14 protein-coding genes are annotated in these 14,026 nt (G+C 34.2%); 5 read left to right on the forward strand and 9 right to left on the reverse strand.

What is annotated here, in order from left to right; translation table 11 throughout:
* Positions 1–5 precede the first annotated feature (5 nt).
* Both ACFOWM_RS10915 and ACFOWM_RS10920 read right to left on the reverse strand, forming a co-directional pair.
* Positions 6–1,223, reverse strand: a complete 1,218-nt coding sequence (locus ACFOWM_RS10915; protein ID WP_379709885.1) for an FtsX-like permease family protein — start codon at positions 1,221–1,223, stop codon at positions 6–8.
* A gap of 11 nt (positions 1,224–1,234) precedes the next feature.
* A complete protein-coding gene (locus ACFOWM_RS10920) occupies positions 1,235–1,612 on the reverse strand; it encodes a ribosome-binding factor A (protein ID WP_379709887.1) in 378 nt (125 codons plus the stop codon).
* A 64-nt stretch (positions 1,613–1,676) separates the two neighbouring features.
* On the opposite strand from ACFOWM_RS10920, the gene ACFOWM_RS10925 reads away from it, so the two are divergent.
* Both ACFOWM_RS10925 and ACFOWM_RS10930 read left to right on the forward strand, forming a co-directional pair.
* On the forward strand, positions 1,677–3,503 hold the full coding sequence (locus ACFOWM_RS10925; protein WP_379709890.1) for an ABC transporter ATP-binding protein: 1,827 nt from the start codon (positions 1,677–1,679) through the stop codon (positions 3,501–3,503).
* 69 nt (positions 3,504–3,572) lie between these two features.
* Complete coding sequence (locus ACFOWM_RS10930; protein WP_379709892.1) at positions 3,573–4,220, forward strand: murein L,D-transpeptidase catalytic domain-containing protein; 648 nt, start codon at positions 3,573–3,575, stop codon at positions 4,218–4,220.
* A 4-nt stretch (positions 4,221–4,224) separates the two neighbouring features.
* On the opposite strand, the gene ACFOWM_RS10935 is transcribed toward ACFOWM_RS10930, so the two are convergent.
* The 4 genes from ACFOWM_RS10935 to mscL all read right to left on the reverse strand — a co-directional run bounded on the left by ACFOWM_RS10935 (position 4,225) and on the right by mscL (position 7,293).
* Positions 4,225–4,938, reverse strand: a complete 714-nt coding sequence (locus tag ACFOWM_RS10935) for a pirin family protein (protein ID WP_379709894.1) — start codon at positions 4,936–4,938, stop codon at positions 4,225–4,227.
* Positions 4,939–5,005: 67 nt separating this feature from the next.
* On the reverse strand, positions 5,006–5,812 hold the full coding sequence (locus tag ACFOWM_RS10940) for a segregation and condensation protein A (protein ID WP_379709896.1): 807 nt from the start codon (positions 5,810–5,812) through the stop codon (positions 5,006–5,008).
* Between the two features lie 100 nt (positions 5,813–5,912).
* Positions 5,913–6,851, reverse strand: a complete 939-nt coding sequence (locus tag ACFOWM_RS10945) for a DUF3078 domain-containing protein (protein WP_379709898.1) — start codon at positions 6,849–6,851, stop codon at positions 5,913–5,915.
* Positions 6,852–6,915: 64 nt separating this feature from the next.
* Entirely contained in the window at positions 6,916–7,293 is a 378-nt protein-coding gene (gene mscL, locus ACFOWM_RS10950) for a large conductance mechanosensitive channel protein MscL (RefSeq protein ID WP_379709900.1), read from the reverse strand.
* A 106-nt stretch (positions 7,294–7,399) separates the two neighbouring features.
* Between mscL and ACFOWM_RS10955 the strand changes: the two genes are divergently transcribed.
* A complete protein-coding gene (locus tag ACFOWM_RS10955; RefSeq protein ID WP_379709903.1) occupies positions 7,400–8,284 on the forward strand; it encodes a DMT family transporter in 885 nt (294 codons plus the stop codon).
* Here ACFOWM_RS10955 and ACFOWM_RS10960 read toward each other — a convergent pair.
* Positions 8,277–8,657, reverse strand: a complete 381-nt coding sequence (locus ACFOWM_RS10960; protein WP_379709905.1) for a hypothetical protein — start codon at positions 8,655–8,657, stop codon at positions 8,277–8,279. The two genes, ACFOWM_RS10955 and ACFOWM_RS10960, sit on opposite strands and share 8 nt — an antisense overlap.
* Before the next feature lie 233 nt (positions 8,658–8,890).
* On the opposite strand from ACFOWM_RS10960, the gene atpD reads away from it, so the two are divergent.
* Together atpD and atpC are read left to right on the forward strand one after the other, a co-directional pair.
* A complete protein-coding gene (gene atpD, locus ACFOWM_RS10965) occupies positions 8,891–10,396 on the forward strand; it encodes a F0F1 ATP synthase subunit beta (RefSeq protein WP_379709907.1) in 1,506 nt (501 codons plus the stop codon).
* A gap of 114 nt (positions 10,397–10,510) precedes the next feature.
* A complete protein-coding gene (gene atpC / locus ACFOWM_RS10970; RefSeq protein ID WP_379709910.1) occupies positions 10,511–10,762 on the forward strand; it encodes an ATP synthase F1 subunit epsilon in 252 nt (83 codons plus the stop codon).
* A gap of 75 nt (positions 10,763–10,837) precedes the next feature.
* Here atpC and ACFOWM_RS10975 read toward each other — a convergent pair whose 3' ends face one another.
* Positions 10,838–13,252 (reverse strand): TonB-dependent receptor domain-containing protein, encoded by a 2,415-nt coding sequence (locus ACFOWM_RS10975; protein WP_379709912.1) that lies wholly within the window; start codon positions 13,250–13,252, stop codon positions 10,838–10,840.
* 80 nt (positions 13,253–13,332) lie between these two features.
* Positions 13,333–14,019, reverse strand: coding sequence for a phosphatase PAP2 family protein (locus ACFOWM_RS10980; protein ID WP_379709915.1), 687 nt, complete (start codon positions 14,017–14,019; stop codon positions 13,333–13,335).
* Between the last annotated feature and the right edge of the window lie 7 nt (positions 14,020–14,026).

Genomic DNA, 14,026 nt, shown 5'->3' on the forward strand with positions numbered 1-14,026 from the left:
ATCATTTATTTTAAAGCAATAGCTTGCCTAGCCGCTTTTTGCGCAGGAAACCATGAGGCCAACACACTTATAAAAATGGCAGTAAGTGCTACCATTAATAAATCGCTTGCAATCAATTTTACAGGAAAATAATCTATCAAAAAGGAGCCACCCATAATTTTTATGAGGTGAAACTTCACCTGTAAAAAACTAATGATAAGTGCCAGTAAAATACCACTCGTTGTGCCTATAATACCAAGCAATAAACCTTCTGATAAAAATATTTTTTGAATACCAGCATTACTGGTACCCATACTTTTCAAAATACTTATATCTTTTTGTTTTTCAAGTACAAGCATGGTTAAAGCACTCACCATATTAAAAGCAGCTATTACTAAAATGAGGGTTAAAACTGCATAAATAGCCCATTTTTCAAGTCGCATAGTGCTATATAAATTGGCATTTTGTTCATATTTATTTAATACCAACATTTGGTCACCAATTATAGTTTGTATTTTTTTTATAGCAGCAGCTTCATCAGTGTTTTTTGTGAACGCCATTTCTGCGGCAGAGTATTCATTGGCTTGTAACCCCATTTGTAGTTTAACAAAATCGATGTTGGTTATGGCAAACTCGTTATCAATTTCTTGTTGTATAGTAAAAACGCCTGCAGTTAGGGCATTGCCTTGTGCCATAGCCGCCAAAGCATCTGTAGAAGTTGTTTTTTTGGGTAAGATGATGGTAACGTTGCTAGGTGGAAAAGCTTCACTAAAACTGATGGCCGCTGCATTTTGTACGCCGTAACCTACTATTATTTTGGGAGCATCTTCTGTACCAACATCAAAACTACCATTGTTAATATGCGCTGGTACACCGCTAATATTTTTATACATACTATCAACCCCTTTAAGCGTTACAACCGTTTGGGCTGTTTCATTTTGTAACAATGCTTTTTCTTCCACTATCATAGATAAGCCTGCACAAAAAGGTTGTTGCTTTAATTGGGCAATTTGGTTAGCTGATAATACAAATGTTTTTCCTTGCTTAGGTTTGATTTTTACATCGTTATAAAAACTAGAGTAAAGCGATTTTACCAACCCTTCAAAACCGTTAAACACACTCAATACTAGTATTTGGCTACAAGTAGCAAATGCAATTACAACAGTAGTAACCCATGCAATAATATTAATAGCATTGGCAGATTTTTTTGCTTTAAAATAGCGCCAGGCAAAGGTTACAAACATGGTACTTAGTATTAAGCCGTTCCATCTTTTTGTTCATCTTGCTTTTTAATATCTTTAAAAAGCTGTTCAATTTTATCAACGTACTCTAAAGTATCATCTATATAATAAGTAAGTTGTGGCATGCTTCTCAGCTGGTGGCGTACCCTTGCTGTGAGCTCTTTTTTTATTTCCCAATTTTTTTCTTGTATAAAATTTAAGGTGCCAACAGGGTCGGTTATTTTAAAAAAACTTAAGTATATCCTTGCATCAAATAAATCGGGTGTAATTTTTACAGATGCAATTGAAACCATTCCACCATTTATCATTGAAAGCCCCATACGCTGAAAAATATCGTTTAACTCTTTTTCTAATACGGCCGCTACTTGTTTTTGTCTTTTACCTTCTAACATAATGTGTGCTTTAAATCACTGTAAAATTAGTTACTTTGCTGGTTAATGAACTTTATTTATACGAATGAAAAAATATTCAAGGGTTTTTGTTTATTTGAAAGATTATAAACTGGCTATTACATCGTACATCATTTGTACCCTTTTATCCATCGTTTTTAGCATCATATCATTGGGTATGTTGTTTCCTTTTTTGCAAGTGTTATTTAAGGTAAATGATGCTGCAACAACCGTAAGTACAGCAAAAGCTGTTGGTTTTTCACCCTTTGAATGGGTAAAGCAAAAAGTTGCCGCATTAGTTGCTGCTGGTGATAATTTATATGCCCTTTCTATAATTTGTATGCTTATTATTGGCAGTATTGTACTAAAAAATATTTTTTTGTATTTGGCATCACGTTCATTAATGCCTGCAAAAAACAAAGTGATTACTAGGTTTCGTATTGATATTTTTAATAAGGTATTGAGCTTGCCCATTGGTTATTTTACGGAACAACGTAAAGGCGATTTAATGAGCCGTATGACCAACGACATTAATCAAGTAGAAGGTTCTGTAATAGGTGCGTTAGAAGGCTGGGTGAAAGATCCTTTACAAATCATCATTACATTGGCAGTATTATTATCCATTAGTGTTCAGCTTACCATTGTAATTTTATTTTTTATTCCGGTAATGGGCTTTTTTATCGGACGATTAGGAAGATCCCTCAAAAAACCATCTGGTGAAGTTGCACAAAAAAGTGGTGAATCAATTTCTATACTCGATGAAACGTTGGGAGGTTTAAGAGTCATCAAAGCCTTTAACGTAGAAGCCAAAACCCGTAAAAAGTTTTTTGATAATAGCATGAATTTAATGCGTATTACCAATAAAATTGGGTACAGACAAAGTTTTGCATCGCCCATGAGTGAAATGCTTGGGGTAATGATGTTTACCGCAATTTTATGGTACGGTGGCAGCAAAGTGTTAAGTCATGAGCCCGGTTTGCCGTTAAACGGCGCTTTGTTTTTAGCCTATATGGCCTTGTTTTACAACATTATTGACCCAGCCAAAAGTATATCTGGTGCGTTTAGTAATTTACAAAGAGGTACAGCTGCTATTGCTCGTATTGAAGAAGTGTTGAACGCCCCAGTTACAGTAGATGATAACCCCAACGGAAAACAAATCACTTCGTTCAATGATAGTATTGAGTTTAAAAATGTAAGTTTTTATTACGATGATGTGGCTATTTTACAAAACATAAGTTTTAAAGTTGAAAAAGGTAAAACCATTGCATTAGTGGGTAGCAGTGGTGCTGGTAAATCAACCTTGGCCGATTTAATTCCTCGTTTTCATGATGCTACCCATGGCGATATTTTGGTAGATGGGGTTTCAATAAAAGATTATTCATTGTTTTCATTAAGAAGTTTAATGAGCATTGTAACCCAAGAGCCTATTTTATTTAATGATACCATTGCAAATAACATTGCTTTAGGTATGGATAATGCTACAGAAGCAGATATTATCAATGCCGCCAAAATAGCCAACGCTCATAGTTTTATTGAAAAGAAAGAATTAGGCTACGCCACCAACATTGGCGATAGGGGCATGAAGTTGAGTGGTGGTGAACGCCAACGCTTAACCATTGCAAGGGCAGTGTTAAAAAATCCGCCTATTTTAATTTTAGATGAAGCAACATCTTCACTTGATACTGAAAGTGAACGCCTCGTACAAGATGCCATTAATAACTTAATGGAAAATCGTACCTCGGTAGTTATTGCCCATCGCTTAAGTACCATTCGCCATGCAAACGAAATTATAGTGTTGCGTAAAGGTGAAATTGTTGAGAGAGGTACCCATGCAGGACTAATTGAACAAAATGGTTTTTATAAAAAACTGGTTGAAATGCAAGAGGTTAAATAATACTTGTGAAAAAGTTTTACTCATTTTATGGTAAGTAATTTTGTTTACATCTCATAACAAATTACTGCTATGAAATTATTTTTATTGATGATAGCTGCTACTATTGGTTTGTGCTATGGTGTTATTAATAAAACAAATTTCATTTCAAAAAAGCCACAAAAAGCTGTTGTAGCAAAATCACCCGTTAAAGAAACATTGAGTAACACCTATGTGTATGAACGTTTAAAAACAAAGGTGGTGCTAGCAAAACAGTTTGTGCAAAAAAATAACTTCAATACCCAGTATTGTTTTTTAATTGACATGACGGTACCTAGTGGTAAAAACCGCTTTTTTGTTTACAATTTGCAACAAGATAGTTTAGTGTACGAAGCCTTAGTAACCCATGGCAGCGGTTCATTAACAAGTACAAGCGATTTAAAGTTTTCAAACATTGTGGGGAGTAATGCGACTTCCATTGGTAAATATAAAATAGGAGAGCAGTATTACGGTAAATTTGGGTTAGCCTATAAATTACATGGCTTAGATGCTAGTAATAGTAATGCTTTTAAAAGAGCCGTGGTATTACATGCTCATCCACTTGTGCCTAATGAACCTACCTATCCGCAACCAATTTGTACCAGTTGGGGTTGCCCAACGGTGAGTCCAGCTTTTTTACAACAACTCAAAAAGTGTATTGATGAAAATAATAAACCCATATTACTATGGATTTATTATTAATTCATTAAAACTGCATAGGTACTTCAATAGCAAGTAACGAAGCATTTTCATGTATGGTAATATCAAATTGATCAACTTCGGCAATGCCAATAGCATCTCTTTTGTTAAGTTTATTGCCTTCTACTTCTACCACACCATCTATCACCACAAGGTAAACACCACTGTTGTTGAATTTATGTTGGTATGTTATGGTTTGTTGTGCTGCACGGTTGGTTAAAGAAAAAGCAGCATCTTGGTTTATCCATAAAGCAGCATCTGCATCAAGCGGTGATACTACTGTTTGCCATTTTTCGTTACGGTCATTTATATCAAATGTTCGTTGATCATACCGAGGTGTAATGTTTTTTTCTTTTGGGAAAACCCATACTTGAAATAAGGTAACAGGTTCTGTTGGTGAGGCGTTGGCTTCGGAGTGTTGTACACCACTACCTGCGCTCATAATTTGAATATCACCTGCTTTAATAATGCCAGCGCCACCAGTACTATCTTTATGTTGTAACGCACCCGTAAAAGGTATGGTTACAATTTCCATATTATCATGTGGGTGTGTAGGGAAGGCGCCTCCACCAGCTATCCAATCATCATTAAGTACCCTTAATGCACCAAAATGAACTTTTGTAGGTTCATGCCATCCTCCAAAACTAAAATAATGTGCTGGTTTTAGCCAGCCATAATTGGCAACGCCTCTTTCATTGGCTCTTGTAATGGTTGTTTTCATTGCTTTAAATTTAATGTTTAAACATCAAATTAAATACCAAGGTTGAGTAACTGTTATTTTGGCAAAATTAATTGAGGTGACTAAAATCGTCGGCCGTGAGTGCTGTGCTTTGGTCTTCCTCACGTTCTTCATTAAACTCTATAATGAAGTTGTTACGGCCCTCACCAACTAAAATTTGCAAAAACTTTTGTTGTACTAACTCAAGCATGTTGAGGAAAATAAAAATAGCATGTATGCGGTTTTCGCAGCCATCAAATATTTTTTCAAAAGCCAATGTTTTTTGTTTTTTACTGATGGTGAGTAGGTTTTCTCTCACACCTTCCATTGTATAATTGTATTGTACAACGGTATGCACAGGTTTATGGTTGCGTTCATGTAAACGTTGGGCTACTCTTTCAAAAGCTTTCATCAATTTAAAAAGCGTAACGGTTTGTATTTCGGTACCTTCTCCAGCTTCTTCACCAATTATGGCTAGTTCTTTTTGAAGGTTTCCACGTTTAATCATCAACAAACGTTCAGCTTCCATTTCAGCTAATTTTGCGGAGGCTTCTTTAAATTTCTTGTATTCTAAAATCTTATCAATTAATTCTTGTCGAGGGTCAATTTCATTACCTGCAGCATCTAATTCTTTACGTGGCAAAAGCATTTTAGCTTTAATACGCATGAGGGTGCTTATAAACAATATAAATTCACTGCTCAATTCAATATTTAGTTTGCCACTGAGGTGAATGTGATCTAGAAAGTCGTTGGTAATTTTTGTGATAGGTATGTTGTAAATATCCAGTTCATCTCTTTCAATAAAAAACAATAAAAGGTCAAATGGGCCTTCAAACTGTTCTAATTTAATTTGATATGATTCGTTGTTATTGCTCACAAAATAAATGGTTGATCATGTAAAAAAATCCCTTCAATGTTTATTGAAGGGAGGTAAAAATAAGGTTTTTTGTAAAGATGTGCTGTTATGTATCAGTAATTTAGCCTTTAAATTTATAGGCAAAACCAATACCCATTAGTTGAAGTATTTGTGGTGCTGGCCCTTTTTCGGGGTTAACGTTTTGAGTATCATCATCATAAATAATATCGAGGTTAACAGATACGTTTATAAATTTTGATACTTTGGCGGTAAATACGTTTGAAAAAAACACGTCAATATTTTGAGGGTTATTTTTGTAGTTAGAAAATAAATCTAGCTTACTTTTTACCGTAATGTTGGCGTTTAATTTCTTAAAAAAATTTGCTGAAAAAAAAGCACCTGCTTCATTTTTAAACCTGCTTCCACTATCAAGGCCATAAAATTTTCCTAATCGTTTATCAGTAACAATAACATACCGTTGGGTAAGTGGCGATAAAAATATAGATAATGCTTGCACAGGTTTATAATCAACCCCTAATGATAACAGTACATATGCTGGTGCAAATGTTTTTGATGTTACCGATGCAGAATCGCCTCCGGTACTATTTTTTAAATAAGCGTAACCTTTTGCAAATTGGGTTCTTGAGTTTGATAAAAGAGCTAAACTCATATTTTTTGTGAAGGAGAAACCATATTTAGACGTAAGGTCAATTCTATCACTAGCTTTACGATTACCCAAGCTAGTAGTGTTGATGATGCCATAGGCAAGGTCGAGGTTATTATCCCACGAATGTTTGCCCTTTTTATAAAAAGCATAGGTATTTAAAAAAGCATTGAGTGAAAATGAGAATTTATCGCCACCAGCACTCCAATTACTAAGTGTGCCTTGGTTTACATTGAAATTAAATTGACCACCTTTGCGCCAGTTTTTAGATGATGTATCTAGGCTTTCTTTAGCAAAAAACTTTTCTGTTTCTGCTTTTAAAAATTTAACGGTATTGTCTTGTGCAAAACAATATGAATATGCTGTAATAAAGAAACAACAAATTAATTTTTTCATATAATACAAAATAAGCCATTTTTCAAATGGCTTATTTTACATATTTGGTTATTTTAACAAAAGCTTATTTCTTTCTTAATTCATCTCTAATTTCAGCTAACAATACATCTGTTGATGATGGTGCAGCTGGTGCAGCAGGTTCTTCTTCCTTTTTGTTTAATTTATTAGCAGCTTTTATTAATAAAAATAAAACAAAGGCTACCATAATAAATTTAATAACGGCAGCTAAAAATTTACCATATTTTACAGCTCCCCACGATAGTTCTTCTACTTTACTTACACCAGCTACCTTCATAGCAGGGTTCAGCAGTAAAGGTGTAATAACATCATCTACCAACGATGAAATAATGGCACCAAATGCAGCACCAATTATAACAGCCACTGCTAAATCAATAATGTTACCTTTTAAAGCAAATGCTTTAAATTCTTTAATCATACTCATAATGTTAGTTTTAGTTTTGTTAAGCGATATATTACAAAATAACAAAATTTATATTGATAACTTGAGTAGTAAGTAATTAAACTGCACCTTTGCCAAAATTTTTACTTTGAATAATCGATTGTACAACTGGTTGCTGTTTATACTTTTATCATTTATTTGGGGTAGTAGTTTTGTGTTAATGAAAGAAGGGTTAATGCATTTAACCGCATATCAAGTAGCTTCAATTCGCATTATTTCATCGGGCTTGGTACTTTTACCCATTGCCATTAAGCATATTCGAAATATACCATCCAAAAAATTAGGACTCATTTTTTTATCGGGTGTTCTGGGGAGTTTGTTACCAGCCTATTTATTTTGTTTGGCAGAAGAACATATTGATAGTGCTTTGGCAGGTACTTTAAATGCGTTAACACCAGTATTTGTAATTGTAACAGGTGCCTTATTTTTTGCTACACAAACGGCCGTAAATAAAATTATAGGTATAGCTGTATCGTTAACTGGTAGCGTATTACTTTTTTTAGCACAGCCATCATTCCATCAAAATAGTAATATATTGTATGTACTATTTGTAGTAGCAGCTACGGTAATGTATGGCGTAAATGTAAATATGGTAGGTAAGTATTTGAAAGATATACCATCCATACAAATTGCCTCTATTGCATTATCATTATGTGCCATACCAGCAGCCATTGTTCTATACTTTACGGATTACTTTGCATTAGATATTGTAAGTAAACCGCTGTTAATATCAACTGGTTTTACATTTATATTGGGTATTGTTGGTACTGCGGTAGCATCAATACTTTTTTATATGCTTATTAAAAGAGCTGGTATGGTATTTTCATCAATGGTTACCTATGCCATTCCTGTTGTTGCAGTAATGTGGGGTATATGGTACGGCGAAACAATAGGTTGGAAACAATTGGTTTGCTTAGCCATCATATTATCGGGCGTATATATAGCCAATAAGCAAAAGCAGGCTACTAATTAAAGGCTGTTTTTTTTGATAGACTTACTTTTTTATCAAAGAAAATAATTTCGTTTTTACTACTGTTAATTAATGCTTTTGTACCTAAAAACGTTGCTCCTTTTTTATTAAAAAATTGCAAAAGCAAAGTATCGCCATTTTGGCTGTAGGTGCCGGGGTAATAGGTATTTTTTACACTATCAAACAATTGCATGTAAAATTCAAAATAGTTGTTTTGTTTAATATCGAAATAAGCATCGTTTAAATCACCAATTGCTTTGTAGGTTTTTATGGTTTGTGCCGCTTGCAATGCCGATTTATTTTGACGGTATAATTTATTCTGTTGGCAGGCACTGCACAAAAAAACGACAGCTACAAGTAAAAAAATATTTTTCATACGTTAAATGTAAGGGAGAAAATGTTTATTGATTGTTTTGAATAAACATTAAAAAAATGAATAAAATGCATAATAATTTGTTGCTATCTGTGCAAAAACTACGCCTAAATAAGGCTTTTATCAAATTAATTCTCTCAATTTAGCAAAAAATAGTGCTCTCAATTTTTAATTACAGCACTCAAGTATTACCTTTGCGGCAAAATTATATACCTCATATATTTTAAATAGTAAATATGGCAAATACGGGTAAAATAAAATCAATTATCGGTGCCGTTGTTGACGTGCAATTTGGTAATGATACCAAACTTCCTGAAATATTAAATGCATTAGAACTTACTCGTGAAAATGGCGATAAGTTAGTGCTTGAAGTACAACAACACTTAGGTGAAGATAGTGTACGTACCATTGCAATGGATGGTACTGAAGGGTTGGTACGTGGCATGGCAGTTACCGATACTGGTAAGCCAATTACAATGCCAACTGGCGATGCTATTAAAGGTCGTTTGTTTAATGTAACTGGCGATGCTATTGATGGTTTGCCACAAGTAAGTAAAGCAAATGGTCGCCCTATTCATGCGAAGCCTCCAAAATTTGAAGACTTATCTACAGCAAACGAAATATTATTTACAGGTATTAAAGTAATCGACTTAATTGAGCCATATGCAAAAGGTGGTAAAATTGGTTTGTTTGGTGGTGCCGGTGTAGGTAAAACGGTATTAATTCAAGAATTAATTAACAATATTGCGAAAGCTTATAGCGGTATATCTGTATTTGCTGGTGTGGGTGAACGTACTCGTGAGGGTAACGATTTAATGAGAGAGATGATTGAAGCTGGCATTATGAACTATGGCGATAAGTTTAAGCATAGCATGGAAGAAGGTGGTTGGGATTTAAGTGCCGTTGATGTAGAAGGTTTAAAAGAATCGAAAGCTACATTTGTGTTCGGACAAATGAACGAACCACCGGGTGCACGTGCACGTGTGGCATTGAGTGGTTTAACAATGGCTGAATATTTCCGTGATGGAGATGGTGATGGCCAAGGTAAGGATATCTTATTCTTCGTAGATAACATTTTCCGTTTTACCCAAGCAGGTTCTGAAGTATCAGCATTGCTAGGTCGTATGCCATCAGCGGTGGGTTACCAACCTACATTGGCTACTGAAATGGGTTTAATGCAAGAGCGTATTACATCAACTAAAAATGGTTCAATTACCTCTGTACAAGCGGTATATGTACCTGCCGATGATTTAACGGATCCGGCTCCTGCAACTACTTTCGCTCACTTAGATGCTACAACGGTATTAAGTCGTAAAATTGCCGATTTAGGTATTTACCCAGCGGTTGACCCATTAGATAGTACATCAAGAATATTAACACCTGCAATTGTTGGTGATGAACATTATAACACAGCAAACAGGGTTAAATTAATTTTACAACGTTATAAAGAGTTACAAGATATTATTGCCATCCTTGGTTTAGATGAATTGAGTGATGATGATAAATTAGTAGTAAGTCGTGCTCGTAAAGTACAACGTTTCTTATCACAACCTTTCTTTGTGGCAGAACAGTTCACTGGTTTAAAAGGTGTATTAGTGCCAATCGAAGATACAATACGTGGTTTCAACGCCATTATGGATGGTGAGGTTGATGAGTACCCAGAAGCAGCATTTAACTTAGTAGGTACTTTAGAAGATGCTATTGAAAAAGGTAAAAAATTAATGGCTGCTGCACAAGCATAAGCTGTATATAGGTAGTACTGAGTGTGTATAGAATTCCACTCAGTACTATTTTTTTAGCCATACTGCATATGTGTTACCGCAGTTTGGCCAATAACAACTTTAATATTCGTTATTATGACTTTGGAGATTTTAACACCAGAAAAAATGATTTTTAGTGGCGACGTTTACGGCGTACAACTACCAGGCATTAATGGTTTGTTTGAGTTGTTAGATAAGCATGCTCCTTTAGTAAGTGCTTTAAAGAGCGGTAAGCTAAAAATTTTGAAAGATAAAAACAATACCGAAACCTATAACATAAAAAGTGGTTTTGTAGAGGTATTAAACAATAAAGCTACCGTATTGGTAGAAGGTGCTGCCATAGCATAAACTTTTACAACGTATTAAAAGCCTGCAAGCAATTGCAGGCTTTTGTTTTTTGAGTAAGTTTTTTATTCAAAGTAATTAAAATTTGTAGCTGTAACCCAACCTAAATACTTGGGTTTCATAAAAATCGGTGCTCGTTATTTTGAAACCATTTCCGTTTAATGTTTTCTTAATTGTTAAGGTATTGAATACATCGCTAGCATTGAAGAACAGTTCGCCCTTGCTTTTTTGTACTTGTTTTTTTAAACCCATATCAACGGAAAATCGGGTGCCAATTTTACCTTGGGGTATAATATCTGGCGCAAGGTAAATGCTAGAAATTTGAACCTCTGTTTGCTTACGTAAATGAAAAATGGCATTCAGTTTAACATTGCCAGAAGTAACTTTTTCATTATTTGCCGTGTAAATGGAGGGTACTGGGTATTTATTTAAAATGGTAAAGGCATCGATGCTGTTTTGATAGATGTTTACATTGGTATTCATTGAAACCACTTTAGAAAAGTCATATTGAAAAACTGCTTCTACCCCTGTATTGCTACTATTCCCTGCATTTTGAAACACAGTATAAATTAAGGTACTTGGAGGAACCTGTGTTGCAATTCTGGTAATTGTACCTTTGGTAATGCGATGGTACAATGCTGCATAGCAATATCCTTTATTTAAATTTGTTTTGTACCCTAACTCAACAGTATTAGTAAACTGTGGTTGTAATGCAGGGTTACCTACTTTAATAATTTCTGCATCATCATATTTTGGAAAAATGCGTATGTCAACCTCGTTTGGTCTATCAACCCTACGATTATAAAACAACGAAATTTTGTTTTGATCGTTTATTTTATAAGCCACCCTTACATTCGGAAAAGGTTGGCTGTATTGGTAACCATCACTTTTGTAAGTATTATGGCTAGGATTTACCTTGTATTTTAAATCAACATATTCAACTCTTACGCCTATTTCAGCTTCTATTTTTTTGCTTTCAAATACATAGTTACTATATATTGCCGGAATAATTTCAGTGTAAGTTGCGGCACCGCCTGCATTAACATCTAATGGTGAATTTATGCCTGGTTTAAATTGCATATTAGTAGGTATATCACGATAACGAAATTTTATGCCCCCTTCAATACGCCCATGTTTTAAAGGTTTTATATAATCTACATTCACATCTGCCACATGTTCATCAGATAATAGCTTAAACGAATCTAAACCAATAAAAGTAGGTAAGATATTAACAAAATTATATTTCTCATCTTCTCTATGAAAAGTGTAATTAAAACCAATGTTTAAAACATGACCTGCTTGTTTAAATTTATGTTGGTACGTGGCTGATGCTACGGCGGTAGTTTTTAGTTCATCTTCAACAAACTGCCATAAGCGTAATCTATTGGTAAAGTCTTTATTAAAAAAGGGTTGGTCACCACGATCAATTATTTTTTCAATACCAAATAAGCCAGAAAGTGTGAGCATATCTTGACTGGTCATACTCCAATCAATACCGGCTTTAGATGTAACAAAATGAGTGTTTCTATTTCGTTTGGTTTGTTGGTTTAAAATAGTACCATCATCAAAACTTCTTGTTACAAATTCATTTTTATTAAGGGTTTCAGTATATAACCAATCAGCTTGCAAAAAACTGTTTATTTTATTTTTACGATAGTTTAAAGATATAGATGGGTTTATTTTGGGCGTTGTTTGGTATTGTGCTCGAATGCTAGGTAGGTTATCTTTTTTTTGCCAAAGCGCCCCTACACCGGTTGTAAAACCCAATTTACCATTAAAGCCTTGTTGTTTATTTTTTTTGTAAATAATGTTGATGATACCTGCATTACCATTGGCATCATATTTTGCAGAAGGGTTATTTATAATTTCAATTTTTTCGATAGCTGATGCTGGTAAATTATCTAACCCAGTTTGGCTGCCAAAGCCAGTAAGTGCTGTTTGTTTACCATCAATCAGAATAGCTACTTTATCACTACCTCTAAGCTCCACCTTACCATCTTGACTGGTAGTAATACCCGGCAAATTTTTTAATGCTTGCAAAACGGAGCCACCAGTTTGGGTAATATTATTAGCAACAGCATAAGCTTTTTTATCCATTTTATTACTTACATCATCTTGCTTGGTGCTGATAGTGATTTCTTGTAGTTGTTTTGCATCTTGTACTAATTCAATAACACCTATGTTTAAAAAACTACTTAAAGCGCCTACTACCAATGGGATATTTTTTGATGTAAAACCTATGTACGAAACTTGTAGAAAATAATTACCTGTTTTAATATTAGGAATGTTAAATCGACCTTCTTCATTACTCACTGTACCAGTAACAAAAGCACTATCCTTTTCTTTTTTTAAGATGATATTTACAAACGGTAACGCTGTTTTATCTGATTTGTTTTTTGTAACTCCAGATATTGTTACCGTTGCAGTTTGAGCATGTGTTACCGTTGATAAAATGAATGCAATGCTAAGTGATAATAAAATTTTAAATGACATTATTCTCTATTTACTCTTTAAAATGAAACTGCAAAGTTGAAAAATGAATTAGAAGAAAATTTGAATATTGAATATATGTTTTATAAAGGGGGTAAGGGTTTTTGTTTTTTAATCCATTTGTATTGATGGGTTATGTAAGCAAATTTCGTGGAAAGTATGCCTAACCCAGCACCAACTAATACATCACTGAGGTAGTGTTTATTATTGGCCATTCTTAATAAACCAACTGTAGATGCGGCACCATAAGCTGCAAAAGGCATCCATTTAAAAGTATGCTTATATTCTTCACTCAAAAAAGTGGCTGCTGCAAATGCTTGTGCTGTATGTCCTGATGGGAAAGAATTATAGCTACTGTTATCGGGTCTTTGTTGATGGGTAATTTTTTTTAAACCAAACACTACACCCGTCATTAGTACTTCTGCTTTTAATAATATCACCGTTCTATTTTTGATATCGGTTTTTGATTTGTGACCTAACGCATCGAGCCCATAGGCAATGGCAATAGGTGTATATTGTAAATAGTTATCTATATGTGTAGCAAACTTTGGTAGGTATTCATTACGTTCCTCTGCAATTTCTTTTTTAATTCCTTCTGCACCATTACCATTTATAGCAATACCAATTATGATGAGTATAGTTGGCGCATAAATAAATTTTGTATTTATTCGTTGCGTTTTATAAAATACAGCACTATCAGGTGTTTGAGCACAAACTGAGTAGCCTGTGTTCCATAAAAAAGCCGTTACTAAAAAGTACTTTTTGAGCATTTTATTT

Source organism: Ferruginibacter yonginensis, from assembly GCF_042651465.1.
GTDB classification, from domain to species: Bacteria; Bacteroidota; Bacteroidia; order Chitinophagales; family Chitinophagaceae; genus Ferruginibacter; species Ferruginibacter yonginensis.

What these genes read in the sequence shown, in the direction of transcription:
- ACFOWM_RS10960 (WP_379709905.1), bottom strand. Translation starts at nt 8,657, where the DNA reads ATGAAAAATATTTTTTTACTTGTAGCTGTCGTTTTTTTGTGCAGTGCC.
- ACFOWM_RS10915 (WP_379709885.1), bottom strand. Translation starts at nt 1,223, where the DNA reads ATGTTTGTAACCTTTGCCTGGCGCTATTTTAAAGCAAAAAAATCTGCC.
- atpD (WP_379709907.1), top strand. Translation starts at nt 8,891, where the DNA reads ATGGCAAATACGGGTAAAATAAAATCAATTATCGGTGCCGTTGTTGAC.
- atpC (WP_379709910.1), top strand. Translation starts at nt 10,511, where the DNA reads ATGACTTTGGAGATTTTAACACCAGAAAAAATGATTTTTAGTGGCGAC.
- ACFOWM_RS10945 (WP_379709898.1), bottom strand. Translation starts at nt 6,851, where the DNA reads ATGAAAAAATTAATTTGTTGTTTCTTTATTACAGCATATTCATATTGT.
- ACFOWM_RS10925 (WP_379709890.1), top strand. Translation starts at nt 1,677, where the DNA reads ATGAAAAAATATTCAAGGGTTTTTGTTTATTTGAAAGATTATAAACTG.
- ACFOWM_RS10920 (WP_379709887.1), bottom strand. Translation starts at nt 1,612, where the DNA reads ATGTTAGAAGGTAAAAGACAAAAACAAGTAGCGGCCGTATTAGAAAAA.
- ACFOWM_RS10980 (WP_379709915.1), bottom strand. Translation starts at nt 14,019, where the DNA reads ATGCTCAAAAAGTACTTTTTAGTAACGGCTTTTTTATGGAACACAGGC.
- mscL (WP_379709900.1), bottom strand. Translation starts at nt 7,293, where the DNA reads ATGAGTATGATTAAAGAATTTAAAGCATTTGCTTTAAAAGGTAACATT.
- ACFOWM_RS10975 (WP_379709912.1), bottom strand. Translation starts at nt 13,252, where the DNA reads ATGTCATTTAAAATTTTATTATCACTTAGCATTGCATTCATTTTATCA.
- ACFOWM_RS10935 (WP_379709894.1), bottom strand. Translation starts at nt 4,938, where the DNA reads ATGAAAACAACCATTACAAGAGCCAATGAAAGAGGCGTTGCCAATTAT.
- ACFOWM_RS10930 (WP_379709892.1), top strand. Translation starts at nt 3,573, where the DNA reads ATGAAATTATTTTTATTGATGATAGCTGCTACTATTGGTTTGTGCTAT.